Source organism: Algoriphagus sp. AGSA1 (genome assembly GCF_021390545.1).
In the GTDB taxonomy this organism is placed as follows: Bacteria; Bacteroidota; Bacteroidia; order Cytophagales; family Cyclobacteriaceae; genus Algoriphagus.
The window spans coordinates 18,075-44,248 of record NZ_JAJUWR010000008.1 but is presented as its reverse complement, the minus strand read 5'-3'; the positions used below and the strand labels follow the sequence as shown (position 1 = coordinate 44,248).

26 protein-coding genes are annotated in these 26,174 nt (G+C 42.7%); 12 read left to right on the top strand and 14 right to left on the bottom strand.

From position 1 onward, the window contains the following. Position 1 precedes the first annotated feature (1 nt). The 4 genes from LZF95_RS07665 to LZF95_RS07650 form a co-directional block, all read right to left on the bottom strand. On the bottom strand, positions 2-1,408 hold the full coding sequence (locus tag LZF95_RS07665) for an NAD-dependent epimerase/dehydratase family protein (RefSeq protein WP_233754394.1): 1,407 nt from the start codon (positions 1,406-1,408) through the stop codon (positions 2-4). A 53-nt stretch (positions 1,409-1,461) separates the two neighbouring features. Then, the gene (locus tag LZF95_RS07660) at positions 1,462-2,835 is read right to left on the bottom strand and encodes a putative oxidoreductase C-terminal domain-containing protein (RefSeq protein ID WP_233754393.1); all 1,374 of its coding nucleotides are present in this window, start codon (positions 2,833-2,835) and stop codon (positions 1,462-1,464) included. Positions 2,836-2,847: 12 nt separating this feature from the next. Next, positions 2,848-4,218 (bottom strand): Gfo/Idh/MocA family protein, encoded by a 1,371-nt coding sequence (locus LZF95_RS07655; protein WP_233754392.1) that lies wholly within the window; start codon positions 4,216-4,218, stop codon positions 2,848-2,850. Between the two features lie 85 nt (positions 4,219-4,303). Further along, on the bottom strand, positions 4,304-5,272 hold the full coding sequence (locus LZF95_RS07650) for a PmoA family protein (protein WP_233754391.1): 969 nt from the start codon (positions 5,270-5,272) through the stop codon (positions 4,304-4,306). Positions 5,273-5,352: 80 nt separating this feature from the next. Between LZF95_RS07650 and LZF95_RS07645 the strand changes: the two genes are divergently transcribed. Further along, positions 5,353-6,285, top strand: coding sequence for a ThuA domain-containing protein (locus LZF95_RS07645; RefSeq protein WP_233754390.1), 933 nt, complete (start codon positions 5,353-5,355; stop codon positions 6,283-6,285). A 330-nt stretch (positions 6,286-6,615) separates the two neighbouring features. Here the strand turns inward: LZF95_RS07645 and LZF95_RS07640 are convergent, their stop codons facing one another. Together LZF95_RS07640 and LZF95_RS07635 are read right to left on the bottom strand one after the other, a co-directional pair. Next, positions 6,616-6,957, bottom strand: a complete 342-nt coding sequence (locus tag LZF95_RS07640) for a zinc ribbon domain-containing protein YjdM (protein ID WP_233754389.1) — start codon at positions 6,955-6,957, stop codon at positions 6,616-6,618. A 90-nt stretch (positions 6,958-7,047) separates the two neighbouring features. Further along, on the bottom strand, positions 7,048-8,298 hold the full coding sequence (locus tag LZF95_RS07635) for an NAD(P)/FAD-dependent oxidoreductase (protein WP_233754388.1): 1,251 nt from the start codon (positions 8,296-8,298) through the stop codon (positions 7,048-7,050). Between the two features lie 393 nt (positions 8,299-8,691). On the opposite strand from LZF95_RS07635, the gene LZF95_RS07630 reads away from it, so the two are divergent. Both LZF95_RS07630 and LZF95_RS07625 read left to right on the top strand, forming a co-directional pair. Further along, a complete protein-coding gene (locus LZF95_RS07630) occupies positions 8,692-9,450 on the top strand; it encodes a PAS domain S-box protein (protein ID WP_233754387.1) in 759 nt (252 codons plus the stop codon). A gap of 113 nt (positions 9,451-9,563) precedes the next feature. Beyond that, the gene (locus LZF95_RS07625; RefSeq protein WP_233754386.1) at positions 9,564-9,950 is read left to right on the top strand and encodes a hypothetical protein; all 387 of its coding nucleotides are present in this window, start codon (positions 9,564-9,566) and stop codon (positions 9,948-9,950) included. 56 nt (positions 9,951-10,006) lie between these two features. Here the strand turns inward: LZF95_RS07625 and arfB are convergent, their stop codons facing one another. The 6 genes from arfB to LZF95_RS07595 all read right to left on the bottom strand — a co-directional run bounded on the left by arfB (position 10,007) and on the right by LZF95_RS07595 (position 14,570). After that, on the bottom strand, positions 10,007-10,438 hold the full coding sequence (gene arfB / locus LZF95_RS07620; protein ID WP_233754385.1) for an alternative ribosome rescue aminoacyl-tRNA hydrolase ArfB: 432 nt from the start codon (positions 10,436-10,438) through the stop codon (positions 10,007-10,009). A 737-nt stretch (positions 10,439-11,175) separates the two neighbouring features. After that, positions 11,176-11,664 (bottom strand): Dps family protein, encoded by a 489-nt coding sequence (locus LZF95_RS07615; RefSeq protein ID WP_233754384.1) that lies wholly within the window; start codon positions 11,662-11,664, stop codon positions 11,176-11,178. A gap of 458 nt (positions 11,665-12,122) precedes the next feature. After that, positions 12,123-13,535: a sigma-54 dependent transcriptional regulator gene (locus LZF95_RS07610; protein WP_233754383.1), complete on the bottom strand. Its 1,413-nt coding sequence runs from the start codon at positions 13,533-13,535 to the stop codon at positions 12,123-12,125. 3 nt (positions 13,536-13,538) lie between these two features. After that, the gene (locus tag LZF95_RS07605) at positions 13,539-13,919 is read right to left on the bottom strand and encodes a response regulator (protein WP_233754382.1); all 381 of its coding nucleotides are present in this window, start codon (positions 13,917-13,919) and stop codon (positions 13,539-13,541) included. 125 nt (positions 13,920-14,044) lie between these two features. Then, the gene (locus tag LZF95_RS07600; protein ID WP_233754381.1) at positions 14,045-14,296 is read right to left on the bottom strand and encodes a hypothetical protein; all 252 of its coding nucleotides are present in this window, start codon (positions 14,294-14,296) and stop codon (positions 14,045-14,047) included. Between the two features lie 121 nt (positions 14,297-14,417). Then, positions 14,418-14,570 carry a lmo0937 family membrane protein gene (locus LZF95_RS07595; protein WP_233754380.1) on the bottom strand — a complete coding sequence of 51 codons (153 nt, stop codon included), beginning with the start codon at positions 14,568-14,570 and terminating at the stop codon, positions 14,418-14,420. Positions 14,571-14,758: 188 nt separating this feature from the next. Between LZF95_RS07595 and LZF95_RS07590 the strand changes: the two genes are divergently transcribed. The 4 genes from LZF95_RS07590 (at position 14,759) to LZF95_RS07575 (ending at position 19,020) form a co-directional block, all read left to right on the top strand. Then, the gene (locus LZF95_RS07590) at positions 14,759-16,198 is read left to right on the top strand and encodes a CHASE3 domain-containing protein (protein WP_233754379.1); all 1,440 of its coding nucleotides are present in this window, start codon (positions 14,759-14,761) and stop codon (positions 16,196-16,198) included. 101 nt (positions 16,199-16,299) lie between these two features. Continuing rightward, positions 16,300-16,743, top strand: a complete 444-nt coding sequence (locus tag LZF95_RS07585) for a response regulator (protein ID WP_233754378.1) — start codon at positions 16,300-16,302, stop codon at positions 16,741-16,743. 8 nt (positions 16,744-16,751) lie between these two features. Continuing rightward, positions 16,752-18,197 (top strand): hybrid sensor histidine kinase/response regulator, encoded by a 1,446-nt coding sequence (locus LZF95_RS07580; protein WP_233754377.1) that lies wholly within the window; start codon positions 16,752-16,754, stop codon positions 18,195-18,197. Between the two features lie 313 nt (positions 18,198-18,510). Further along, entirely contained in the window at positions 18,511-19,020 is a 510-nt protein-coding gene (locus tag LZF95_RS07575) for a YdeI/OmpD-associated family protein (protein ID WP_233754376.1), read from the top strand. A gap of 20 nt (positions 19,021-19,040) precedes the next feature. Here the strand turns inward: LZF95_RS07575 and LZF95_RS07570 are convergent, their stop codons facing one another. Further along, on the bottom strand, positions 19,041-19,190 hold the full coding sequence (locus LZF95_RS07570) for a 30S ribosomal protein THX (protein ID WP_262912226.1): 150 nt from the start codon (positions 19,188-19,190) through the stop codon (positions 19,041-19,043). 140 nt (positions 19,191-19,330) lie between these two features. Here LZF95_RS07570 and LZF95_RS07565 point away from each other — a divergent pair, with 140 nt between their 5' ends. The 4 genes from LZF95_RS07565 to LZF95_RS07550 all read left to right on the top strand — a co-directional run bounded on the left by LZF95_RS07565 (position 19,331) and on the right by LZF95_RS07550 (position 23,308). Next, entirely contained in the window at positions 19,331-20,050 is a 720-nt protein-coding gene (locus tag LZF95_RS07565) for a LamB/YcsF family protein (protein WP_233754375.1), read from the top strand. After that, on the top strand, positions 20,047-20,745 hold the full coding sequence (pxpB, locus tag LZF95_RS07560) for a 5-oxoprolinase subunit PxpB (RefSeq protein WP_233754374.1): 699 nt from the start codon (positions 20,047-20,049) through the stop codon (positions 20,743-20,745). The genes LZF95_RS07565 and pxpB overlap by 4 nt, the downstream gene beginning before the upstream one ends. Next, the gene (locus LZF95_RS07555) at positions 20,742-21,614 is read left to right on the top strand and encodes a biotin-dependent carboxyltransferase family protein (RefSeq protein ID WP_233754373.1); all 873 of its coding nucleotides are present in this window, start codon (positions 20,742-20,744) and stop codon (positions 21,612-21,614) included. Before pxpB ends, LZF95_RS07555 begins: the two co-directional genes overlap by 4 nt. 182 nt (positions 21,615-21,796) lie before the next feature. Next, the gene (locus LZF95_RS07550; RefSeq protein WP_233754372.1) at positions 21,797-23,308 is read left to right on the top strand and encodes a DUF4301 family protein; all 1,512 of its coding nucleotides are present in this window, start codon (positions 21,797-21,799) and stop codon (positions 23,306-23,308) included. 124 nt (positions 23,309-23,432) lie between these two features. Here the strand turns inward: LZF95_RS07550 and LZF95_RS07545 are convergent, their stop codons facing one another. After that, complete coding sequence (locus LZF95_RS07545; RefSeq protein ID WP_233754371.1) at positions 23,433-24,596, bottom strand: class I SAM-dependent RNA methyltransferase; 1,164 nt, start codon at positions 24,594-24,596, stop codon at positions 23,433-23,435. A 171-nt stretch (positions 24,597-24,767) separates the two neighbouring features. On the opposite strand from LZF95_RS07545, the gene LZF95_RS07540 reads away from it, so the two are divergent. Further along, a complete protein-coding gene (locus LZF95_RS07540; protein WP_233754370.1) occupies positions 24,768-26,150 on the top strand; it encodes a DUF1080 domain-containing protein in 1,383 nt (460 codons plus the stop codon). Positions 26,151-26,174: the final 24 nt, after the last annotated feature.

Here is a 26,174-nt window from a genome sequence, read left to right as displayed (position 1 = left end):
TTTAAGTCGGTCGATTTTCCAAATACTTCTTAAATCTATTCATCACCCATAAATGGATTCTAGCCTGGGTGTTCACATAGATAAGCCATGGTAATCTGGGCACAAACTCATGGATGGCTGTTATGACATATTTGCTATCTAAAACTCCCCGAAATTCCAGCCAGCCGTGATCAAATCTCTTGACAAGCCACCCTCCTGAAATATAAAACAATTGCCTATTTTCTTCGCTGCGATCCGGTATCAATGTCAGCTGTAGCATGGGTTTTTTACTCCACAATAGGCAAAAAACAATCTCTCCGCTTGACATCGTTTTTCCTTTGATCCAAAACTTGAAAAACGAAGGCAACCAGATATTATAGCGTTGGGCAACCCATGTGGCCGAATCCCCTTGGGGATTTGACATTCTCTGGATACTTCTCACTGTATTTTTAACCTTATCCACTGGATAAAAACTTGGTTTGGGCAGTTCGATCTTGGAATCCAAGGCTTCTCGTACAGATTCTTTATAGGTAAGATAATCTATCTGTTTTTCACGGAATTTCAATTCCTCCGATACCGTCAAAGTATGCTTGAGACTTTCTACCAAGGGGGATACTAATTGAGGAGGAGATTCTCCAAAAAAACCAACCCAGAGTTTGGAAAGCCCCACAGAAAATACTGGGACGGAAAAAACCAATCGTTTCTTGCCCAACTCCTTGGCAGTGACTTCCAGCATTTTGCGATATGATATCACTTCAGGATTGCCTATTTCTATGGCCCTTCCGTAAACCTCTTCATTTCCCACACAGGTATCTATGATATCCAAGGTGTCGCGTAAGGAAATAGGCTGCGTCAAAGACTCAGTCCATTTGGGACACATAAGCACAGGAAGGTTTTTTACCAGATTTTTGATCATGTCAAAAGATGATCCTCCTGGCCCTACGATGATGGAAGCACGAATCGCAGTAAGTTTTGCTGATCTAGCTCCTAGGGTTTGTTCTACTTCGAGGCGACTTTTGAGATGCCGGGACAATTTCTCTCCAGTCTCCTTTGGCAAAAGTCCTCCTAAGTAAATGATCTGTTTTACTTTATTGATATGAGCTGCACGGCTAAAATTATCAGCTAAAAGTAAATCCGTATCCTCAAAACTCCCTTGGTTGAGGCGTGTGGAAGCATTCATGGAATGTACCAGATAAATGGCAACATCTACACCTTTCAGCACTTCTGTAGTACTGGAAATCGAATACAGCTCTACCTGCTTCCAGGTCACCTGGAGATATGGGTTTTCCTTAATTTTCTTGCGGCTAAGAGCGATGATATTGTATTTATCCTTGAACTGATGGATAAACCATCGCCCCACATATCCACCTGCTCCTGCGATTGCCACAGTAGGTTTAGACACGTAAGTAGGTTGGTTAGCTTGATCCATAATGTTGAACTTATCTAACCAACCTAAAATAAGGCAATCCTGTTTAGACTATTTTAGTTTTCTGATGCTTTTGTTAAAGCCTCAGTGGTTGTATGATATTTTACGATCATATTTGGCACCTCCCAAGCTGGCATGTTGCCTTGGGTGAAGTACTCCAAATATTTTTCGGTCACCTGTGCAAAATGTGCCTCATGTCCATTGTGATATTCTTCAGGAATGATGACTTTATACTTACTCTCTCCTGTCTTTTGCAGATCAAGTCCCGGAAAACGTCCCTGAAGCTTCTTTTTCACCAAACTTAAAAGAGCCTCATCCTGTCCATCCAACAGTTCTACATATAACGTGGCTACATAATCCTCAGCTTCACCCTGCTGGATAATCAGGTTGGCTTTTGTTCCTCGCATCATACTGTAGTGTGTATCAGCGGCTCCCTCAGGTGCCTGATAGTTCCAGATGACACTCACTTTAGCATGTACACCTTTCAGCTTGTAGTTCATTTCACCGTTGCTGTTGACACTCAGCTTGTCATTGGTCACGTTTTTCCGCAAAAATCCCGGAAACTCAGATTTGCCAGTAACTAACCTAAACTGCTCCAGATCCATTACTGTAGGCCAGAGCTTTGCCGTAAGCATTTCTACATCCGTGGTGTCCAGGATGACTTCTGGGAAAGCTTCCCATTGAATCAAGTCCACCAAATGAGTAGTCACATCGACTATGCCTGTACCTTCAATATCGGTATCAAAAAACCAATCAGGTCTGATAAGAGGGCTTCCGGACACATACTTGAAGAAATGGTGTATGGATTCCTTGGTAATCGCAGGATTTTCCAAGGTTCCTTTTTCCAATTCCCCGAAAACAGCAGGATCCATAGACAGTTCCCGTTGAAGGATTGTACTTATCTCAAAGCGTTCTGTCATGATATCATAAAGTAAAAGATCATTCTGTTCCGCTTGGGCAAAAGCATCCAAAAGCTTTTTGAATCCATCTTTATTGATTACCAAAGGCTTGTCTGCATATACATGAATCCCATTATTGACAGCTGCTGAGATGTAATCAATCTTACGGTCATTTTTGCCAGCGACCATCATCACATTACCAGGTTTGGAGGAAATCATCTTGTCCAGGTAATCATCTCCGGTACTGACCTGTAGATTCCATGCCGTGGGAGCATCCTCACGATTATTATATCCAGACATGCGGTTCATATAGTCTTGGAGTTCCGCACCCTCAGGGGCAAAAACATAGACCGTGGAATCCACTTGGGGATACATAGACTTGTGGATCAATCCGGCATGAAAATGCCCTGGGTCCAAGGACATGATCGTTATTTCGGCATTCGACTCCGGTGTTTGGCTCACTGATTCTTTATTTTCGCAGGAAAGCAAAACTCCCACTGCCGCCACAGCTACTAATACAGTATTTTTCAAAACAGTTACTTATTAAACTTTTACATTGTTGGTGCCATAAGGTGCTCGTTGAGGTCTCTCAAGCATAGCGTTTGCCTCATCGTCATTGACGAATCTCTCCGTTTTGGCATCCCATTCCAGCTTTCTCCCCAATTTCATAGAAATATGTGTCACCAAGCACACTGAGCACGAACGATGACCAATCTCCACAGGAGATAGCAACTCATTCTCTCCTTGTATTGCTCCCAGCCAGTTGCCATGATGCTCATCACTTCTGATCAGCTGGATCTCATCCGGCCCGATCACGGATTGCAAAATTTTCGGGTCGGAAGCATCCAGTGCTTTGGCACTGTTACCTTTGGCTACGGGGTCAGAAGCAGAGGCTACATAATTGCCCCTTGAAACCCAAATCCAGCCTTCTGTACCTTCATATCGGATCCCGTTTGGATAGCCCCCACTGGTGTACATCATTACCCCATTGTCATATTCGGCCTTGGACATGAAATCACCATGCACATTCCAAAGACCTGATTGTGGAAACTCAGCCACGGCCTGAATAAATCTCGGCCCCGTTAACTCCGTATCCATTCCCCACGCAGCTGAATCGTAGTGGTGCTGTCCCCAGCCGGTAATCATACCTGCACCATATTGCTCCAGTCTCAACCATCCCGGTCGGCCATATCCCTGCTGAGGATGAACGCCTATTTCTGTATATGGGACCTCGGGGGTAGATCCCAGCCACATGTCGTAATTTAGAGAGGCAGGAATCGGCATTTCCGGAGCATCAGGCCCAGATGGATCTCCTGGAAGACCTACTTTCACGGTATGCAATTTACCGATTCTGCCGTTTCTCACCAGTTCCGCCGCAATTCTAAACTGCTCACTAGATCTCTGCTGTGTTCCCAGCTGAAGGACTACACCGGTTTTGTTCACCACATCTACCAATTGTCTTCCTTCACGGATGGTCAGGGATGTTGGCTTTTGCAGATAGACGTGCTTACCCGCCAATGCGGCTTCCATGGCCGGTTGGGAATGCCAGTGATCCGGGGTACTGATCACGATAGCGTCTATTTCTTTATTTTGAAGCAAATCCTTGTAATCGCCATATTCCTTCACATCAAGATATGCTTTGCCCATTTTCTTGGTGTAATAATCCTCTACCAGCTTTTTGCCATCTGCCATTCGATTGCTGTCCAAATCAGAAACCGCGATTATACGTGCGACATCGTGCCGCCATACCCCTGGCATATCATGATCCCTGGCAATACGTCCACAACCAATCTGACCAATGTTTATTTTATTGCTTGGGGCATTCTTTCCAAAAACCGAAGCGGGCACTATAGTTGGAAAACCTATTGCCGCGCTTGCCAAGGCACTGTTCTTGATAAATTCTCTTCTTTTCATAATCATAATGGGTTATGTAAAATCAGGGTTTATTTTAATTCGCAAGTTATTGCATGTTCATTTTTTTTGTGAGAAGGCCTTACACTCACTTGACAAAAGCCCTCCAGTACGCCTCTGCTTCCTCTTTACTCATCTCACCGTCAAAGACTATCATTCTGTATTTTAATGTATATCTCTTATTGGGCAATAGCTCCCAAGACTCATGTCTGATTGGAGTGAATTCGATAAATACGTTTCCCTCCCCTTTGTATTGATCTTCTGGCCATACACGAAGAGGTTCCGGAAATGCCTTATTCGTATTATGGCTCAAAAACAGGATGCCACTCCCACCCAAAGCATTGTCAGTCTCGCCTTGGACTATGATCCATCGGGCATTCGTCCCGTCTGCGGTCTTTCGGGCATCTCCTTCGGAAGTAAGGATACTGCTGTTATCCTTACCCCATTTTTCGGTGGCTCTGAAACCTATCCCTCCACCATAGCGATAATCATCCAGAAGGATTCCCCCAGCTATTTTTGTCTCTATTGTACTGGTGTAATCTACCATATAGCGCCCCTTGTCCGCTGGCTTTACTTTGATGCGAAGATCTTCCGCAAGGGCTATCCGTTCTGATTCCGGAGCTTTGAGATCAATATGGTTTTGGCGCACATTCAGTTCAGCAGCCCCTCCTGCCTCCTTCTTTGAAATCACATGGTCAAAGTCCACCCTCCCCTTTCCATCTCCCAGATTCCAGAAATCAACCTCCCTGCCATTGATCGTGGCACGGGTCCATGGCCCCCAGATACCATAGTGATGATAATGGTCTTTGGGCTGAATCCTGGTAAGCACTTCCCCTGAAGGTGATTTCAATGGATGGATGAATCCCGATTTTGCAAAATCTTTTTTTATTCCCTGCGGAACATCCTCTACAGTCGTTTGATAAGTCAAAACAGACTGACTATCAATCACGAAATCAATTCCGTTATCTGTTTCCTTCAAGCTTACTTTTTGAGCGTAAATCAGCGTTATTAAACTTGGGTAAATGACCGCAGCGCAGAAAATTCTTTTGAATATCATATAAAATTCAGGTTATTGGGATCGAATTTTAAAGATATGGAAATCTCAATTATCGACTAACCCGTTCATCCAATTACCCCATGAAGAAGATTATTATCTACGGAATCGTTTTCCTAGCCAGTGTCAGTTTTGCCTTTGCACAGAACCCGCAAGAAATCCCTTTGGATCAAGCTTGGAAGGACAAAATCAAGGATATGGCTCCTGAGAAGGCCAATTTCCCGTTTAAAAAGAAAAAGAAAATCCTTGTGTTTTCATTGCACACGGGCTTCTGGCACTGGGTCAATCCCCATACCCAAGCCATGATCGAAATCCTCGGTGAGAAAAGTGGCGCTTTTGAAGTGACAGGCAGCACTGACATCGCTATGATGGAAAAAGAGAAGTTGAAAGAATTCGACGCAGTGGTATTCAACAACACCAATGCGAAGGGTGACTATAGAAATCTCTTTGTAGATGTATTCAGCGAAGACGCATCTATGGATAGTGTAGCCGTTTGGAAAAAAGCCGGCGAACTGGAAAACAACATCATACAATACGTCAAAAAAGGTGGTGGAATTCTCGTCGTGCATGGAGGAAATACCATGCTGAACAATTCCATGGAATTCTCCAAACTGATCGGCGGAAGTTTTGATTATCATACGAAACAGCAGGCTTTCCAGGTACGAATTGAGGATCCTAATCATCCATTGACCAAGTCACTTCCAGCAGAAGGATTCAATCATGTGGACGAGCCTTATTTCTACAAAAACGCCTACGACGAGTTGGATTTTCATCCTTTGACCTACTTCAACAATGCCGAGATCGAAGGGCAAAGAAAAGGCCAGGAAAAAACCTCCGGCAAGACGTATGTCTCTTGGATCAGAAAAGACGGTAAAGGAAGAGCGATGTATATTTCCACTTCCCACAACGCACAGAGCTTTGAAAATCCAGCAGTCCTTGCCTACTTCCTGGACGCCTTGCAATACGTATCAGGAGATGTAAAAGTGGATGAAACACCGATGGCAAGTAAGCAGTGATCAGGTTACAGTGCTCAGTTTACAGTCCAAAGTCGACAGTCCACAAAAGTTTACAGTGACCAGTAAGCGCAGGATGCAACTTCTATTGTAGTTGCATCCTGCGTATTAATTTTACTCTTCAATCCTATGATCAAAAGACTCCGGAAAAGTACTCTATAATTATGTAGCTCCAGAAGCAACGATAGAGGCCTTTTGATCATACTGTCCTGCCAATCGCTTTTCGCCATTTACTATGACTGAAAAGCTAAGAGGAAAAACTATAATCTAACCTGCTTTAATCAGCATAGTTATCAGCGTAAATCCGCGGGAAAGGCCACAACCCCACCATCCTCATGCCTTTTTCACAAACTCACTCTTAAGCGCCATTGACCCAAATCCCTCAATCTTGCAGTCGATATTATGATCGCCCTCCGTTAATCTGATACTTTTCACTTTTGTTCCTGCCTTGATTGGTTTGGGAGCTCCTTTTACCGGAAGATCCTTTACTATGGTCACAGCGTCACCGTCTGCCAGCACAGTACCATTGGCGTCTTTTACGATCAGTCCTTCTTCTACTTCATCTTTAACATCTTCGTACTTCCACTCAAAACTGCATTCCGGACAGATCAGTTTTTCATCCATTTCATAGCCATAGGGCGAATTACACGCTGGGCAGGGAGGTATAGTTTGCATAGGGCAAAGTTAACGTAAAATCTCAGGCGCAGAATACAAAAAACATTTACAGAAAGCATCTGACTTTATTTCTACCTCCTGTTCGGATTTTCAGTAGGTGGGTGCGAAACTATGAACAACTGCTTCAGCAGCGATTCGTCCAGAAGTCATCGCGGCATTGATGGATCCATTGAGCAGATAGTCGCCTGCCAGATATACATTCTCAGCGATCTGGCACTCCGTAAATGGAATAGAGTCCTTCATATCTCCCACAGCAGGTATAGCGTAGTGTATAAAATAAGACTTCAGGAATTTGAAGAATTCCGCATTGATTCCAGTAAGCGATTCCAGTTCAGCTTGTACCACTTTTATAAGATCTTTCTCCATCAGTCCAGTATTCAAAATAGAAACGGAAAGTAACGCTCTTCCATTGGAGGTATAGGCTGATGAGACATCTGTCATAAACACGAAGTTATTAATCAGATGATTTTCACCAGGAACCAAACCCAGCATGGGCCGAACCATAAATGATTTCTGAAGGGAAAAATAAAGCGTAATCACTGATTTAGATGGCTCGAATTGACCCTCTACCTGCTTCATTATTTTGTCCGGCTGGGTAGCTATGATGATACGGTCAGCTAGCAGAGACTCGCCACTTTCCATAATAATTTCCTGTCCACGTACTTCTTTCACGCTTGCATTGAAGGCAATCTGGGTGTTTTTCAATTTTCTACGGAGTATATTCGGAACTTCAATCATTCCTCTTTCTGGCACAGCTCCCAGTCCCTGAGAAAACATTTTGAAGACAAATTCAAACATCCTGGAAGAGGTATTCAGCTCCTTCTCCAAGAATATCCCACGGAAAAAAGGTTTGAAGAAATTGCTGATGATCTGCTCAGTAAATCCATAATCCCTTAGGTATTGCTCAGTAGTAATGGAAGGGTCATTGAAAATGCTTTCTATGGATTTATGCTTCAGCATTTGAGTCAGGTTAAACATCTTGACCTTATCCAAAAAACTACCTACCTGGGAAAAGGCCATACTTACCACTTTGAGGGGATTTCGAAGTGGGTCGGAGATTACAAATGTATTACCCTCACCAAAAATCACAGCCCCCGGCTCAAAATATTTTAAATTTAACTCAGCCAGATTGAGGTATCGCTTCACTTCAGGATAGGCAGTGAGTAACACCTGAAAACCATGATCCAGAAGAAAACCATCTACCTCATCGGTCTTCATCCTCCCACCTATGCCATCAGTCCCTTCTAAAATCACTGGAGAAAAACCTGCCTTTTCAAGTTCTAAAGCTGCTACCAAGCCAGCCAAACCAGCTCCAATAATGTATATTTTCTGATCTTTCATTAACAAATTTTGTTTATATAACGCTATTCTTTGCGTAGTTCTTAATTTAACCAACATTATAGGCAATTGTTTTCTGTTGGGTAGCTCACTTAAAGTAAAGCATTTTCATAAACTTGTCTTCCTTATCTGGCTTTGGAAGATAACTGTCATAAAAAGCAGTAAAAACCGGGTAGCGCCCCTTTAAATATGAATTCAAATCCACCCATCATGAGATTTTTACCGATTAATATTTACCTGACATTCAATAAAATACGGATTTAGAGAGAAAAACCTATCTTGTATCATCATAGCTTACTGCACTACTTTTTTTCAGGATAGATTGTTATAATTCTTATGCAAAAATCTAATTCGAAAGTTTATAACCAACCTTGGTTCATTACACTCATCTACTTAATGTTAGGTTTCGTCTGGATATTTTTCAGCGATCTTCTGCTCGTTACTGTTTTAAGCGATGATATCAGGGAAATGTCCCGGTTTCAGATACTAAAGGGCTGCCTCTATGTACTGTTTTCAGGGCTTTTGCTTTACTATCTGATCAAAAAACTCTATGACCAAGTAAATGGCGGAAAACAGGAGTTGGAGCTGCTGTTCACTAACCCCAACCTTGGGATTTTTAAAGTGGATGTGGAGGGTAATTTCATCTATGTAAGCTCAAACATCTTGCAGATAACCGGATTTTCGGACACTGAGATCATAGGCAAAAATGTCATAGACCTGACCCCAACAAAGTATCTCAAAAAAGACCAACAAATTTTATACAACATTCGAAACAAAAACACAGGAGGAGGATTTATCCTCAAAAAGCACTTGCAGGACAAGCAGGGAAACCCAATCATAATAAAAGTCTATGGCATTGCGCTGAAAGATAAAAAAGGCATCAAAAAAGGTTATCTGGCTGCATTTCAAAATATTACTGAGCAAGAGGAATATATGAAATCCCTGAAAGCCAAGAACAAACAGCTTCAAGAACTCTCTTCAGATCAATCTCACCTGGTCAGGGCACCGTTAGCCAGAATATTAGGTATCATAGAGTTGATCCAGAACGTTGATTTGGAGCCTTCGGAAATAGAAGAACTGATCAATCATCTCAAATCTTCAGGTGATGAATTGGATGATGCATTGAAAGACTTGTCTCAAAAGATGAACTCCTAGTTAGAAAAACTTAAAAATCAAGTGGCCACAAACTTATAAATAAACTTTCCCGTAACTTGCTTTGAAGTTTATCCAACCAATGAAAGTCACCTTTTCCTCTATCACACATAGCAATGAAAAAATCAATCCTATTCTCCTTTGCAATCCTTGGGACGAGTCTAATGGCGTTTTCCCAAAACACCAGTCCCGGCTACAGTGAACTGAAAAATGGGAAATTCAATTTCGAGCAGCCTCAAAACAATCGTGGTTTTCTGGATATACCCTTCAAGGGATTCGGGAATGACACGGTGTACTTCAAAAAATATGACAGCCTGGATCAATTTCCAGATCTAAATCCCGGAGAAACCAATCTCTTCAAAAATCAGGATAACCTGGAAATTATCACCAATCCGGAACCGAAATATTCTATGCGGATCATAAAGCCAAGTGGTAATTACCTTATGAAAATCCATGAGCCCGACTCTACTAAGAATCATACCCTTCTCATTAAAGAATATTAAGGGCTTAACCAATAATACCCTGATGGATGGCCGCGAGTAAACAGTTTACCGGAAACTCATTCCTTCCAACTCCTGTTGGCCTTCTTCTCAGCTTGGTTCTTTTTTGCCTTGAGCCGCTTTTCCACTGCTCCCTTTCCAGGTTTTGTGGCTTTCCTGATCCGTTTTTTGTGAAAAGCCCTGCGAAGCATATCCTCGAATTTCCGGATCACAAGTTCTTTATTTTGGATCTGTGAACGCTTTTCCTGAGACTGGAGCTGAACTATTCCATGCTGATCAGTCTTAGTCTTTAATTTCTCCATCAGGAGGGCTTTTTCATCCTCTGTCAGTTGCCGGGAATTTGGTATATCAAACTTCAGCTGGACTTTGCTCTCCACTTTATTCACATGCTGTCCTCCAGCACCCCCACTTCTAGAAGTTAGAAACTGTACCTCACTCATAAAATCCCCTCTTTTTATTCTTTCTTCAATTCCCATCTTTTTGCTATACATGTCCTGAATTTCTATGACTAAACGACTTTCTTGCCAGCCAGCTTTGAAAATAGCACAAGTGTAAAATTTCCCCAATAAAAGTGAATGTATATACTGATTTTAACTCTGACAACCATCAGTTCCCCACAACCATACACTTGGAATATCAGATTCATGAAGGCTCAGATGCGATAAAAGAAGTTCAAAATGTCATGAATTTTGTATCAAATCATTATCTTAGTAAGACTATAATCCATAGCCCTTTTTAAACTATTTTTTGAAGCGGCAGAGAAATCTGCCGCTTTCCCATTATTATTAAAGACCTTCTTTTTGGACTACCGGATTGCACCCTTAAAAAAACCACTCCACAGAAGAACTGAATAATTAAATAAACTAGCGGCAACTCTTACCAATTTTCTACCATCGGGTAATCGCATACTCCTTGTTTGCAAAGTAGATTCTATAAGCTGCTCTCACCAATAAAACATCCATTTCCCTCTCCCAAAAAAATTAATGAACTGGGATTTAACACACTGAAATGAAAGCAAGACTTCCTTTTCGTGTAATCTACACTGATCCGCATCCTTATCTGAGAAATCTGAGGGAACAATTTTAGACTTAAAAAGAAGCCACAGCTTTCGCCATGGCCTTTCATGTATAAAATACGATAGATTATTTAGGGCATGTTCTAAAACACCAGTAAGCTATCATTTTGAGTGATTTAACTATTTTTCATGCGAACTGCTTTTCAGCAAGGCTTATTTAGAGAACATCGTGAACATCCACATTCTTTTCTCTATATCCCCTACAAATTGTGTCAACAGGTCGGCTGTGGCGATATCTTCGGCCTCTTCTGCCACTTTAGCTGCTTTCCTATGGGACTGGGCCAATATTCCTAAGCCATCAATGACATGCTTTACACATTCCTCTCCATTGCTTACATCTGTGATTTCTTTATGAATGGTGTTCTTCAGATAATCAGAATAAGCATGAAGGGGCTTGAAACCTATGGTAACAATCCTTTCTGCCAACTCATCTATATTTTCATAAACCCTAGAATATAATTCTTCGAACTTCTCGTGTAGGTCAAAAAAGTTCTCCCCCTTCACATTCCAATGAAATCCTCTTACATTTTGATAAAATATATGATAATCCGACAACAAGTCATTTAGCTTGTCCGAGACATTTTTCATCGCTTTGTTGTCGAGTTTTAAATGATTGGCGAGTGTTGCTTTTGCAGTAGTCATATTAGTATGGTTTATTTGATTCAAATTACATATCAAATCCCCAAGTCCTATGCCATGATAGGGCACACCAAAGGAACGCTTACCATTATTTGGAGCTTATGCAATAGAATTTTGTTCTGACGCTTGGAAAACAAATATTATCTCTATTGATCAATCCCCAAACCAACTCAGGGCATCAATAACATGCAAAAACTTCCCCAAAACGCTGAAAACACGCCCACAATAAGCTGTACGGTTCATAGGCGTTTACAATCACAAGCAATCATCTATAAAGCCAGTCGGTTCCTATTCCAGATATAACCCAAATATGCATTAGGCTTCCTATTCCGCGCTCAAGGTACTCCAAAACCAACGGATTCCCTGTATTTTTAGCTCTCGTCACAGAGACTCATGCATAATCCGGGAGGAATCATCAAAAAAAAACCCGGACCAAGTCCGGGCAGGGTGGGCAACTTTTCTTACAGATCATACTGCTTCATCTTATTGAAGAGTGTCTTTCTGTCTATCCCTAACTGTTTTGCCGCTTGTGTTCTGTTGTACTTTACCTCTTCCAGCACCTTCTTCAATACCTCCGCTTCTGCTACAGCGGCGGCGTCTTTTAGGTTAAGTGGGATTTTGCTGCTTTTTTCATCTGTCCTGTTACCTTCAGAATCCGAAAAATTGAATTTTTTGGAATAAACAATTTCTGGCGGTAAGGCAGAAACAGACATTTTACCCCCATCTGTCAGTAGAGTCGCACGACGTATCACGTTCAACATTTCACGCAGGTTTCCTGGCCAAGGATACTCCTTAAGCACATCCATAACCTGCTCGTCAAACCCAAAAACTTTTTTGTTCAACTCTTGATTGGAAAGTTCCAAGAAGTGGTAAGCAAAGGCCTCGATATCGGCTTTTCTATGGCGTAATGGAGGTACAGTTATACTAAATTCATTGAACCTGAAATACAAATCCTCTCGGAATTTTCCCGCGGATACCGCTTTTCTCAAGTCTTCATTGGATGCTACTATGATCCTTACGTCTATGGATTTATCCTTTGTTCCCCCGATTCTCCTTAACTTTCTTTCTTGCACCAGTCTCAATAACCCTACCTGGGTTTCATAGGTGAGATTAGTGATTTCATCCAAAAATATTGTTCCCCCATCAGCCAGTTCGAACTGTCCCGGCTTCTCACCCACGGCCCCGGTAAAAGACCCCTTTTCGTGCCCCCATAGCTCACTCCCCGCAAGCTCCTTGGTCATTGCACCGCAGTCCACTGCAATAAAAGGCTTGCCCGCACGCTCACTTTGATCATGGATCGTCCTGGCTATGTTTTCCTTCCCTGCGCCACTCTCCCCATATATAACCACACTTAGGTTGGTAGGTGCTACCAGTGCTACCTCCTTGTACAGTTTTTTTGATTCAGCCCCGGTACCTTTGAGATACTTAGAGTTGGATTTCTGGGAATCGGATTCTGATTCCTTTTTAAGTTGGGTAGCTTTAGAAAACGTCTGCGTATTAGACTTACTGGCTACAGATGCAGCCAGGGCTCGTTCGATCAGATTTATGATCTCATCTGGGATCAATGGCTTGGTCACATAATCGAAGGCTCCATTTTTTATCACTTCCACAGCTATCTTCACATCCGCATAACCTGTAATTATAGCGACCTGGGTTCCTGGAGACATTTCCCTGACTTTCATCAGGACATCTCTACCTTCCATATCTCTCAATTTGAAATCGCAGAAAATCAGATCAAAAAAGGTTTTCTTGACCAATTCGAGTCCATTCTTTCCTGAGATAGTCGTTTCCACATCGTAGCCCTTCTTGGTGAGAAATCGCTCTAAAAGTTGACATATATCTATATTGTCGTCAATTACGAGAATCTTAGCCATTGTTTATTTGGTGTTGGGGGTGTTAATCAGCTGGCTTTGGACCACCGAGTCCAGCCGAGCCACGTTAAATGGTTTACTTAGGAAGTCCAATGCTCCATATCGGATAGCTTCCGTTTTTACTTCGTTATGATCAAAGGCACTCATCATGATTACCTTGAACTGTAATTTGCCGGAGTTGATATGTTTCAATTCACTCAACCCACTTCCATCGGGCAAATTTATATCCAAGAATACCAATTCAGGTTTTCTTTGTTCAAACAGTCTTCTGCCCTCTTTGAGCGTACCCGCTGTGATTACTGAAAACCCTCTTCTATCTAAAAACCTAGATAAAAGAGCTCTGATTTCCGGTTCATCATCTATTACTAAAATCACTTTATTCTTCATCTCATATTCATCTTCACTTGAAAACCTGAAGTAAATTAATTGTGTAAATGGGGTAGCCCTGAGTGGACAAGACCAAAGAAAAGGTGTAGCTAAAGGCCACACCTTTTCCCAATTCTAAACCTATTTCATTTCACTTTTTCTGCCTTGTCTTTCGCTGCCTGAAGTGCGGATTTGGTAGCTTCCAAACCTTCCGTTTTAGCTTCTAACAGCTTGGTTTTCAAATCCAGCAAAACGGACTGGAAATCACCCAAGAGGCTGTTGAGTTTTTCCTTCTGAGGACCAAATTCGTCTTTATTCTTATAAAGGTAAGCACCAAGCAAAGCTCCGGTGACAAGTCCGCTAAACCAAAGTGTCTTATTGATTGTTGATTTGTTCATTGTGATTTATTTAGTGTTAAAACTCAGATTATTAAGTAAAGTTTTGATACAAAAAAACAAAAAGCAATTTAGATATAGGCTTAATTTCACCTTTCATTACTTTATGGATTATCCTTCACGACTAGACAGGCCGGCCAGAAATCAATCTGAACAGCACGGCGATTATCGCCAATACTAGTAAAACATGTATCAAACCTGTGGCACTATAGGCAAAAACCCCTATTAACCAGCCGATCAGGAGAATTACTGCGATGAAATACAATAAAGAACTCATAGTTTCGATATTTAGGTTGTGTGATTAATTTATGTCTCTAAGACCAACCTGCGTGCCCCAAATATTCCGGATGGGAGAAAATGCCCTTAATTGCCCTAATCAGACAATTAAGCCTACCTTTGTATCTAAACTTAGTCATCACACCAAAGCTTTACGGGTAAAAAATTCCCCAGATCAGGGAAAATTAAATGAAAAAAAACCAAAACCCCTCGCTCCGTCACGTCAAAATCTACTCCATAGTGACGCTTATCCTAATAATCATAGGCAGCGGAATTTCCTACTGGACTGCTGGTCGTATAGCATTCTACACAGAAGGGGTGATGCACACCTCCAAAGTCCTTCAACGTACCAATGAACTGTACTCAAGCATCTTGGAAAGAGAAAGTAATGTCAGGGGATATATACTGACAGGAGACGAAGAATTTCTAAGTCATTATAACCAGTCCGATGTCAATGCAGAACTGCTGCTGAACCAATTGCAGGCATTGACCGTGGATGATGGGCTACAGCAAAACAATGTGGAGGAATTGCGTGGACTTATCAATTCCCGGGTGAGGTCGTTCGAGAAAACTATAGCCTTTATGAAGGAACATGGCAGTTTGGACGGTTTTTTAGACTCTACCAAGACCTCTGATGCACTGATCGGCTATAAAATGATAAAAGAGGTGGTTCTCCGCATAAACAAAGTTGAAAACGACCTTTTTAGAGAAAAAAACCAGAGTTTGATCAATAACATAAATGCCTTGCCGTTGATAGTAGGACTTATATCAGTTTTCTCCATTACCATTGGCTTGCTGACATTTTTCTCCATCTATCAATACAACAGAGCCCAAATTACTGCCAACGAAGAAATTGTGCTTTATCAGGAAAAACTCAGAGACCAGATAAAGTTATTGGACAATACAAACAAGGAACTGGAGCAATTTGCCTATGTTGCATCTCACGACCTTCAGGAGCCATTGCGCAAAATCACCTCATTTTCTGATTTACTGAAAGAACAATACAATGATGCCTTGGGCGGGGACGGTGACCTATATCTCAACCGTATTACCGCTGCCGCCGTAAGGATGAGAAGATTAATAACAGATCTTCTGGATTACAGCAGAGCGGGACGAAAAGATTTAGAAAAAACAAAAGAGGTAAAACTTACTGAAGTCATCAGAGACATGCTTGATGATTTTGAAGTGGCAATCCAGGAGAAGTCAGCAAAAATAACACTCGGGAAACTACCCAAAGTGAAGGGGTCGGATACAGAGTACCGTCAGGTGTTCCAAAACCTGATATCAAATTCACTGAAATTTGCTAAAAAAGACAAAGCTCCGGAAATCACGATCTCTTCTCAGAAAGCAGATCCATCCTTGATCAGGAAATTCCCGACACTGGACGAGCGTCTAAGTTACCATTTAATCAAGGTGATTGACAACGGCATAGGTTTTGAAAAAGAGCACGCTGACAGGATATTCTCGATCTTTCAGAGACTACATGGAAAACACGAATTTGAAGGCACGGGAATAGGACTTTCTATCACCAGGAAGATTATAGAGAAAAACGGTGGAATCATTTTTGCAGAAAGCATATTGGGTGAGGGAACTATATTCCATATACTATTGCCTGTTGTAAATACATAAACTCAGTTTGTCGGTAATTTTAAGACCAGTATTTTATTCCTAAAATCGTGCTTATCTTTTCAGGACAATTTTAACCATTCTTTGGCAAAGACTATATGCATATGTCCTTCGAGAAACCAATCCAAATCCTAGTCGCAGAAGACGATGAAGACGATAAACTATTAATCCTTAAAGCCTTCGAGAGAACTTTGCCCAAAGAGAAAATCACTTGCGTAGAGGACGGAGAAGCTTTACTGAAATATCTGAGGCACACAGCCCCTTATGATGATTTGGCAAAACACCCTAAACCTGACATTATCCTGCTTGATCTCAACATGCCCCGAAAAGATGGCAGGACAGCTCTGGCCGAAATAAAAAGTTGTGAAGATCTGAAATCCATTCCTGTGATCATCTTCACCACTTCCAACAGTGCTGATGATATAAAAATCACCTACAAGATGGGATCAAGCAGTTTTATCACCAAGCCTGGTTCTTTTGAGGAACTGGTACGAATAGCTGAGGAAATAGAAAACTACTGGTCAAAAACAGTCCTTTTGCCAGCGTAAAACCAAGTATGATAACTGAAGAAAAAATAAGGATTTTATATGTAGATGATGACCCGGATGATTTCTTTCTGGTTTCCACTCTTCTAAAAAAAATCGCTGATACCACCTATGAACTAGAAGGAGCTACCAGTCTCGAAGAAGCAATTACCAAAATAAATCAAAACTTTGATGTATATCTGGTAGATTATCGTTTGGGAAAGGACACCGGTCTGGAGCTGATCAGGGAAATCAAATCGGTCAGAAAACATGCTCCCGTAATCATGCTTACGGGAATGGCCACCTCGGATATCGATAGGGAAGCACTTACACTCGGGGCCTCAGATTATCTGGTCAAAGGGGAGTTTGATGCGAATTCCCTGGACAGAATACTCAGATACGCCATCCGGGATTCACATTTGATGGAGTCTCTGGCCGATGCCGCAAGGAAGTTCCGATCAATATTCGAAATGGCGAGTGATCCATTTCTTCTAATGAGTGGTGAAGGGGAGATTTTGGAAGCAAACCCGGCCTTTCTCAAAAAATTCGGAAAAAAGGCATACGACCCTACATCCGGCAATAGCTTCTATTTTAAGGATTTACTACCGGAAGAATCTTCCCGCCGGGAATTCGAAGGATTGTTCTTCGATAGTCAGGAGCTCTATGACATGGAGGCACTTTTGACCATTGAAAACGGGCATTCCATCAACAGTCTGATAAGTATAGTAAAGCAAGACATCAACATTTTTCAAGTGTTGATCAAAGATCTAAGTGCTATCAAGGCCAAAGAAGAAGAGGAACTGAACCTAAAGAAGTTCTCTTCAACGGGAAGAATCGCCAGGCTTCTGGCACATGAGGTGAAAAACCCACTCACTACCATACTTCTTTCCGCAGACCAACTCAATATGGAGCTTCCGGAATCAGTCATCGCTGAAAGCGGTGACTTGATTGATGTGATCCGGAGAAATTGTGACAGGATCAACCACTTGGTTACCCAGCTTTTGGACAGCACCAGATTTACTGAGCTGGATTCGAAAAGCCACTCCATAAACACCTTGCTCGATGATGCCCTGGAGCATGCCAAGGATAGAATAGAATTAAAGGGCATAAGTGTACAAAAACAATTTCAGACTGATATCTGTGATATAAAAGTAGATGGAGAAAAGGTGAAAATCGCATTGATTAACCTTATCGTAAATGCAATTGAGGCGATGCCGGAAAAATCAGGCAAACTACTCCTTAGAACCAGTGTCAAAGGAAATCAGTGTAGAATTGAGATTAAGGACAATGGAGAGGGGATCCCTAAGGAAAACCTGGAACGGCTCTTTGAACCGTTTTTCACCAGCAAGCCCACAGGATCCGGCCTGGGACTAACCAATACGCAGAATATCATATTAAGCCACGGAGGTTCCATCCGAGTGAAAAGCGAAGTAGGCAAAGGAACTACCTTCCTGATCATATTCAATCTTCCTGACTGACCTAAAACATTCATGAACTGGCTTTTCACTTATGGAAATGAAAGAAAAACTTTCTTTTCTTGTAATCTGTGTGGATCTGCGTCTTTATCTGGGGCATGCTGAAAAACGCAGGCAATAAATCAAAAACCGTCATTTTGATTGGTCTATTTCTTATGCGGGCGGTTTTGAGCAAGAGTAGGCTTTTGATGATAAGAGACCTCTATCCATGCACCGGAAAATCCCAATACCGTGATTTTCAAGCTAGCGCTATTTAGGTATTTTGCTTGGAAAAGCTAATTTGTTCCCGAATAGATATGACTATACAATCAGTGTTATGATAGAATTCAATGGAAAACTGGAGGTTTTCGAGTTTAATCATTGGCAATACCATATTCCTGTAGCTGACGATATCTCTTCCCAGATGATGGATGAGAAACACCGTCGGGTCTTGGTGTGGATCAAAGGGGAAGGGCCATTCCATATGGCACTGATGAAAGCTAAGGAATACTGGTATGTCCTAGTCAATCAATCCCTTAGATCCCGTTTCAATTTAGACGAAAAAACTCCTTTTACCGTCAAAATAGACCGTGACCACAGCGAATATGGACATGAAATGCCGGAAGAATTACAGGTACTGATGGATCAGGACGAAGAAGGGGCCAGGTACTTCCAGTCATTGACCCCAGGAAAACAACGGATGATGGTATATACGGTGACCAAAGTGAAAAATCCGGAAAGCAGGATGAAAAAAGCATTGGCTATCATCCATCATCTCAAGCTGGTCAAGGGAAAACTGGACTATAAACAACTCAATGAGCTGATCAAGTATTACAATAACCTATAAAGGCTTATAAAAATCCCCGGTTATCCGCCGGGGTTGTCAAGAGTGTTTGATTTTTTAGGATCCAAGCTCTCGGTGAGAGCCTTCTTGTTTATTTTCCGTTTTGGCCGACGGACCCCAAAAGTACCTCTGTTCACTTTGCCTCGTTTGGTCTTCATGTCTCCTTTTCCCATAGTTATATAGTGTTAGTTGATGAATTCCGAAATTATCAAAAAGTTCAGGAAATGTCAATCGACTACATTTTAGACAGCAAATCTGGGATTAGAACTGTTTTTACTTGTGGGTTTAAGCAGGATTATTGATCTTCAATACCATGAGTAAACTTCCGGAAATCAACTGCGACTTAGGCGAAGGGATAGCAGACGAAAGGCTCGTCTTTCCTTACATAGATACGGCCAGCATAGCCTGCGGAGGCCATTATGGGGATGAAGAGTCCATCAGTCAATCATTGGCTCTGGCTATATACTATAAGAAAAATGTAGGTGCGCACCCCTCCTATCCAGATCCAAAAAATTTTGGGAGAAAAACAATGAAAATCCAGGACAAGGATTTGAAAAAGTCAATTTTAATACAGATTCTCAAATTCGAGCAGCTTGCTGAAAAAGCAGAGCTCCCCATGGACCATATCAAATTCCATGGGGCACTCTATAACGATGCTGTAGCAAATCCAGACCTGGCAGACAGTCTGACAGATTTTATGGCCACCTATTTTCACAATACTCCTATATTCGCCCCTCCTCATTCCGCACTTGAGAAGTATATCATTCAAAAAGGTCTAAAGCAACGTGTAGAAGTATTCGGAGACAGAAGATATCTCGACACTTACCGGCTGGTGCCCAGATCGGTATTCGGTTCCCATATGGTGACCGAGACCGATATTACACCCCATTTAGAGACAATACTCGGTAAAGGATTTCTCCAGAGTGATTCAGGAAAATTGCTCCCCGTAAAAGCCGACACCATATGTTTTCATGGTGACAATCCCGGAATCGCTGACTTTTTGCCGCTCATCCGAAAAAAATTCTGGTCGTGAAGCCCCAAGTAAGGCGAATCACCCCTTTGCTGTATGAATTCATGTGGGACGCTGACATTTCGGACAATCTCCTTAAGCAGCAGCTGGGTTTCAAAGAATTGATCGAACATGAATTTAACAATTGGGTAGAAGAACTGAGGTTGGGGTATAAAACCTTGGCCATGGTACTTTCAAAACCTCTGGAAGCAGCTGTGATCAATCGCTGGGTCATGTCCATAAGAGAGGAAGGGTTCTGCGGGAAACTACCGGAAAGAATCTGGAGCATCCCGGTATGCTATTCCCCATCAACAGGACGTGATCTCGACACCTTGGCCCTGCACAAAAACATCTCTCGGGAAGAACTGATATTCATGCATTCCCAAATGCTTTATCGCATACATTTCTTCGGTTTTTTACCAGGGTTCATGTATTTGAACGGACTTAATGAAAATCTAAACACCCCGAGAAAAAGTGTTCCTGACCGGGTAGTTCCGGCCGGCTCCGTCGCTATCGGCGGAGCCCAAACAGGAATTTACCCCACTTCTAGTCCGGGAGGCTGGCATTTGATCGGCCAGACGCCTTTATCGATTTTTGATCCGGCCAAGAAAATACCTGTCCTTGCTTCAATCGGAGAAAGAGTAAAGTTCATCCCTATTTCAGAGCGGGAATTTGAGCGGATGGAAATGCAACCAAAAATCCTTGGATTCATAGCATGAGGGATTCTATCGGATATCTGACAATCCTACAAACAGCCCCCGGCACCTCAGTTCAGGATCTGGGGAGAAAGGGTTTTGCCCAATATGGGGTCCCCCTATCCGGCGCCCTGGACAGGAGGGCATTACTCTGGGTAAATCATCTTTTGAAAAACAATCCCTCTGATGCTGCCCTGGAAATCTGCAATCCCGGATTAAAGGTTAGCTTTGGCTCCCCCACTATCATTTGCCTTGCCGGTGCGGAAGCCAAGGTACTGTTGAATAGACAGGAGATTTCCTGCTACGGCATCCAGGCTATACATAGAGGTGACCTATTGGAAGTAGGCGAATTTCACCAAGGGGCTGTGATCTATTTAGGCATCAAACAAGGCATTCAAAGTAAAGAAATCATGGGGTCTAGAAGTTGGTATCAGGGAATCACAACCTCAGTTTATGCAAAAAAAGCAGCTCAAATCCCCTACCTTTCCTTTCCTCTCGCACCGGAAAGTACAGCTTCCAAGGCTAAATGGAATCTCCATTGGGCAGAAGAGGTAGTAATAGAAGCCTTTCCCGGTCCCGAATGGGTGCAAATGGATAAGAAATCCCAAATGCTGGTGGAATCCGTCTATTTCACCCTTTCAAACCTCAAAAACAGAATGGCTATTCAATTAAATGAACCAGTGCCCAACTCTATCCGAGAAATGGCTACAGCCCCTGTTTTTCCGGGCACGGTGCAGCTAACCTCTGGGGGGAAACTGATCATATTGATGAGAGATGCCCAGGTTACAGGAGGATATCCTCGAATTCTGCAGGTGACCGAGGATGGGCAGTGGATTTTATCACAAAAGAAAGTTGGTCAAAAAATAAGGTTCCTGCTCAAGCAATTACCTTGATCCAAGGATTGTCCTTTGAAAAACAGAAGCCAGAGAACTTTAAACCTTTCCAACTGGACCGAAGATTGTACTCCCATCCAATGGTTTACTTCCCTTCACTATTCTGGGAAAAAATACCTGTATAGGCTTGAGGAAAGTCACAAAGCCTATTATCTTGAACTTTTACTTTAACAATTGACCTTATGGAAAATCATTTAAAACAGCAGATTTTAAAACAGGGCATGAACCCTGAAACGGTAGCTCAGCAGATACAGCATTTCGAGAATGGTTTTCCTTTTCTGGACATTACAGCTCCTGCCACTGTGGGTGACGGCATTAAAGTACTCAACGAAAAGGACTTGATGCATTATCGAAAAACCTATCCTAAAAATGCTTCCCAGATAGAAGTAGTGAAGTTCGTCCCGGCAAGTGGCGCGGCATCCAGAATGTTTAAGGATCTTTTTGCGTTTCTGGAAGGAGATGGTGACCTCAGCAACTCCGCTTTTGTGCAGAAATTCATGAACAACATAGAAAAGTTTGCTTTCTATGAAGACCTTGATCAGGTATTACAAAAGCAGGGCAGCAGCATCAGCCATGCGCTCGACATCAAAGACTACAAAAGCATCCTGGCCGCTCTGCTTCTTGATGAGGGACTTGGCTATGGCAATTTGCCAAAAGGCCTGCTTAAATTCCACCGTTATAAAGACGGGCGCAGAACCCCCGCATACGAGCACTTGATCGAAGGTGTACAATATGCCATCGGCAAAGGATCCTTGGTGAAAATCCACTTTACGGTTTCTCCAGAACATATAGAAAAATTCAAACAAGAAATCGAACAAATTCTGCCTGAAATAGAGCAAGAGCATGGCGTTGACTTTGACATCAGTTATTCCCAGCAGAAAAAGTCCACCGATACCATTGCGGTGAATATGGATAACACCCCGTTTACAGAAGATGACGGGAGCATACTCTTCCGCCCCGCAGGCCATGGAGCTTTGTTGGAAAATCTGAATGAGGTATCCGCCGATCTTATTTTTATCAAAAATGTGGACAATGTGGTACCGGATCGACTGAAAGCAGAGACTAAAAACTATAAAATGGCAATTGGTGGAATGCTTTTGGAGGTACAGCAAAAGGTGTTTGAGGCCTTACATACCCTGGACAAACAGGCGGATGTAGAATCTATAAACCATGCGGAAAAGGTATTCACGGAGGATTTGGGGGCTAAATTACCTGCGGATTTCCCATCTTTGTCCTCAGAGGCGAAATCGGCATTTCTTAAAATGAAGCTTAACAGACCTATGCGTATCTGTGGGATGGTGAAAAACACCGGAGAACCTGGAGGAGGGCCTTTCTGGGTAAAGGAAGAGGATGGATTCCAATCACTCCAGATTTTGGAAACGGCCCAGATTGATCTGAACGATCCTGCTTCCAAAAAACATTTCAATGCATCTACCCACTTCAATCCTGTGGACTTGGTCTGTGCCACCCGTAACTATAAAGGAGAGTCTTTTGACCTGCTGGAATTCAGGGATATGATGACCGGCTTTATCACCGAAAAGTCAAAAAGCGGCAAAGATCTTAAAGCTCTCGAATTGCCCGGACTATGGAATGGAGCCATGGCAGGCTGGAACACGATTTTTGTAGAGGTGCCGTTGATCACTTTCAATCCCGTCAAAACAGTGAATGATCTATTGAGAGATGAACATCAGTAAAAGTTAGTTTTCCCGCTGATTTACGCAAAAAAAATCGCTGATTCCCGCCGATCTAATTTTAAATCTGCCCTAGTCTGCGTATAATTATCAGCGAAAATCAGCGGGAAAACTACCGCTCGGTCACCTATTCCTCTTTTTTCCCCTCATAAAGCTCATACTTCAGCAACCGGCAATCAATTGTCCCATTCCAGAATTCTATCCGCCGGTTAGCTTTCAGTCCGATCTTTTTTGCCAATTCCAAATTTCCTGTGAAAATATAGCCCCGGTATCCAGCGCATTTCTGCTTCAGAAAATCCCCCATTCTCTTGTAAGTGAGTTCGAGTTCTTCATTCTCCCCTAGCCTTTCCCCATATTCGGGATTGAACATGATAACACCCCGTGGCCGTTCTGGAATTTCTGTTTCGGCAAAGTCGCATACCTGAAACTCAATCATGTGATCCACTCCGGCGGTTATTGCATTTTCCTGGGCAAAGGATATCGCCTGCAAGGAAATATCAGAGGCTATGATCTTCAAGTCCGGAAGCTCCATGATTTTGCTTTCCAACTTTCTCTTTTTAGCCAAAAAAGCCTCCTCATCATATCCTAAAATATGCTGGAAGGAATAAACATCCCGGTACAATCCCGGATATCGCTTGGTCGCCATCAGTGCCGCTTCTATAGCCAAAGTACCCGATCCGCACATGGGATTGATAAAAGGGACTCGGGTATTCCATTCGGTAGCATAGATCGTCGCCGCGGCCAAAGCTTCCATCATCGGGGCTTTTCCAGGTATTTTTCGGTAGCCGTGCTTGGCCAGTGTATCCCCAGAGGTGTTGATATATACCGAGCATTGGGTTTCTTTCCAATAAACCTGAAAGACCAGGCCATTGAAATCCGATCCGGAATCAGGTCTCCTGCCCCTCAGTTCCCTAAATCGATCTACAATGGCGTCTTTGGCTTTTACATTGACGATCAAGGGAGTCGTGATGCTTTCATTCTCCGCCACGGAATTCACTGAGAAATAACCGTCCACATCCAGGTACTCTTCCCAAGGAATGGCTTTGAATCTACGGTAGATATCATCTGCATTTCGCAGATAAAAAGATTTGATCTCATACAGTACCTGGGAAGCCGTGCGCAGGTATAGGTTTAGATCCATGCACTCTTCCATGGTTGCCCGTAATTCTATGCCTGTCCTGGAGACAGATTCAGGTACGAAACCAAGTTCACGGACCTCCTTTTCCAAGTATGAGACCGAGCGGTCCTTACAAGTAACAAAAACTTTTCCTTTGAGATTAAAATCAAGCATGCGCAAAAGTAAGAAAGATCGCCGGATTCTTGTCCGCTCATCTCTCAGAGGTTGTGATTGGTCATTTTTCCAAAGATTAGTCGCAAACGATTGCGTAACTTATAAAGGATACTTCTTGGCACAATGCCCCTAAATCTTGAATTTTATATTGATAAACAACACCTCAATTTTATGAAATACACCCGAAACGTACTTGCGGCATTGATCACTTCTTTTGCGCTGGCAAGCTGTGCAGGCGAACAAAAAGCGGATGATGGCTGGACTGATCTGTTTAATGGTAAAGATCTTAGCGGATGGAAGGCAGTAGCCGGAACCGCCACCTTTGACGTAGTAGATGGAACTATCGAAGGAGTAGCCGTGGCCGGATCTCCCAACACTTTTTTGATTACGGAGGAAACCTACGAGGATTTTATCCTGGAGCTTGATCTGAAGATCGAACACCTTTCCAGCAATTCAGGAGTGATGGCCAGAGGACAGTTTGATCCGGCAGCCAGAGATGGGAAAGGCTTGGTGTATGGTTACCAGATTGAAGCAGATCCTTCAGAAAGAGCTTGGTCTGGCGGAGTATATGATGAGGCAAGAAGAGGATGGCTATATCCCCTGGACCTGAATCCCGAGGCAAAATCCGCCTTCAAAATGGGAGAATTCAATCATTACAGGATAGAGGCCATAGGCAATGAAATCAAAACCTGGATCAATGGGCAGGAAGTAGCGTATATTGTGGATGATATGGATAAGTCCGGGTTCATCGGCTTACAGGTTCATAGCATCCAAAATCCAGAAAATGCAGGCAGAAAGACCATGTTTAAAAATGTACGGATCCAAACTGAAAACCTTGAACCAAAAGCATTTAACAAAGATGTGTTTGTAGTCAACAATAGCTTGAACACCTTGACAGAATATGAAAAAAGCAAGGGATGGAAATTACTTTTCAACGGTCAGGATTCGGATGGGTGGAAAGGAGCCTATAAGGAGACATTTCCGGAATCAGGATGGTCCGTCACAGATGGCATCCTGACTATAGCCGCATCCGATGGTAGGGAATCTGCCAATGCCGGGGATATCGTGACCGAAGAGCAGTTTTCAGCTTTTGACCTGGCTTTCGAATTCAGGCTGAGCGAAGGTGCCAATTCCGGCGTAAAGTATTTCGTCACACTTTCTGAAGGCAACAAGGGATCTGCCATAGGCTTGGAATACCAGATCCTGGACGATGAAAAACATCCGGATGCCAAAATGGGAAGGGACGGAAACCGTACCCTAGCTTCTCTTTATGACCTTATTAAAGCTGATAAAAACGGCAGGTTTATAAAGCCTATAGGAGAATGGAACAAAGGAAGAGTAGTCGTGACTCCCGATAACAAGGTGGCCCACTACCTGAATGGGGTAAAAGTAGTGGAATATGAAAGAGGCTCTCAAGAGTACCGTGACCTGGTAGCTATCAGTAAGTATGAAAAGTGGGAGAATTTCGGAGAAGCTGAGAGAGGACATATACTCCTGCAGGATCATGGCGATGAGGTGAGTTTTAGGAATATAAAGATCAAGCAGCTAAACTAACTTCCCAAAATCAACATTAAAACC

Coding starts and splice junctions, on each gene's coding strand:
- LZF95_RS07665 (WP_233754394.1), bottom strand. CDS start 1,408: ATGGATCAAGCTAACCAACCTACTTACGTGTCTAAACCTACTGTGGCA.
- LZF95_RS07655 (WP_233754392.1), bottom strand. CDS start 4,218: ATGAAAAGAAGAGAATTTATCAAGAACAGTGCCTTGGCAAGCGCGGCA.
- LZF95_RS07650 (WP_233754391.1), bottom strand. CDS start 5,272: ATGATATTCAAAAGAATTTTCTGCGCTGCGGTCATTTACCCAAGTTTA.
- LZF95_RS07645 (WP_233754390.1), top strand. CDS start 5,353: ATGAAGAAGATTATTATCTACGGAATCGTTTTCCTAGCCAGTGTCAGT.
- LZF95_RS07640 (WP_233754389.1), bottom strand. CDS start 6,957: ATGCAAACTATACCTCCCTGCCCAGCGTGTAATTCGCCCTATGGCTAT.
- LZF95_RS07635 (WP_233754388.1), bottom strand. CDS start 8,298: ATGAAAGATCAGAAAATATACATTATTGGAGCTGGTTTGGCTGGCTTG.
- LZF95_RS07630 (WP_233754387.1), top strand. CDS start 8,692: ATGTTAGGTTTCGTCTGGATATTTTTCAGCGATCTTCTGCTCGTTACT.
- LZF95_RS07625 (WP_233754386.1), top strand. CDS start 9,564: ATGAAAAAATCAATCCTATTCTCCTTTGCAATCCTTGGGACGAGTCTA.
- arfB (WP_233754385.1), bottom strand. CDS start 10,438: ATGTATAGCAAAAAGATGGGAATTGAAGAAAGAATAAAAAGAGGGGAT.
- LZF95_RS07615 (WP_233754384.1), bottom strand. CDS start 11,664: ATGACTACTGCAAAAGCAACACTCGCCAATCATTTAAAACTCGACAAC.
- LZF95_RS07610 (WP_233754383.1), bottom strand. CDS start 13,535: ATGGCTAAGATTCTCGTAATTGACGACAATATAGATATATGTCAACTT.
- LZF95_RS07605 (WP_233754382.1), bottom strand. CDS start 13,919: ATGAAGAATAAAGTGATTTTAGTAATAGATGATGAACCGGAAATCAGA.
- LZF95_RS07600 (WP_233754381.1), bottom strand. CDS start 14,296: ATGAACAAATCAACAATCAATAAGACACTTTGGTTTAGCGGACTTGTC.
- LZF95_RS07595 (WP_233754380.1), bottom strand. CDS start 14,570: ATGAGTTCTTTATTGTATTTCATCGCAGTAATTCTCCTGATCGGCTGG.
- LZF95_RS07590 (WP_233754379.1), top strand. CDS start 14,759: ATGAAAAAAAACCAAAACCCCTCGCTCCGTCACGTCAAAATCTACTCC.
- LZF95_RS07585 (WP_233754378.1), top strand. CDS start 16,300: ATGTCCTTCGAGAAACCAATCCAAATCCTAGTCGCAGAAGACGATGAA.
- LZF95_RS07580 (WP_233754377.1), top strand. CDS start 16,752: ATGATAACTGAAGAAAAAATAAGGATTTTATATGTAGATGATGACCCG.
- LZF95_RS07575 (WP_233754376.1), top strand. CDS start 18,511: ATGATAGAATTCAATGGAAAACTGGAGGTTTTCGAGTTTAATCATTGG.
- LZF95_RS07570 (WP_262912226.1), bottom strand. CDS start 19,190: ATGGGAAAAGGAGACATGAAGACCAAACGAGGCAAAGTGAACAGAGGT.
- LZF95_RS07565 (WP_233754375.1), top strand. CDS start 19,331: ATGAGTAAACTTCCGGAAATCAACTGCGACTTAGGCGAAGGGATAGCA.
- LZF95_RS07555 (WP_233754373.1), top strand. CDS start 20,742: ATGAGGGATTCTATCGGATATCTGACAATCCTACAAACAGCCCCCGGC.
- LZF95_RS07550 (WP_233754372.1), top strand. CDS start 21,797: ATGGAAAATCATTTAAAACAGCAGATTTTAAAACAGGGCATGAACCCT.
- LZF95_RS07545 (WP_233754371.1), bottom strand. CDS start 24,596: ATGCTTGATTTTAATCTCAAAGGAAAAGTTTTTGTTACTTGTAAGGAC.
- LZF95_RS07540 (WP_233754370.1), top strand. CDS start 24,768: ATGAAATACACCCGAAACGTACTTGCGGCATTGATCACTTCTTTTGCG.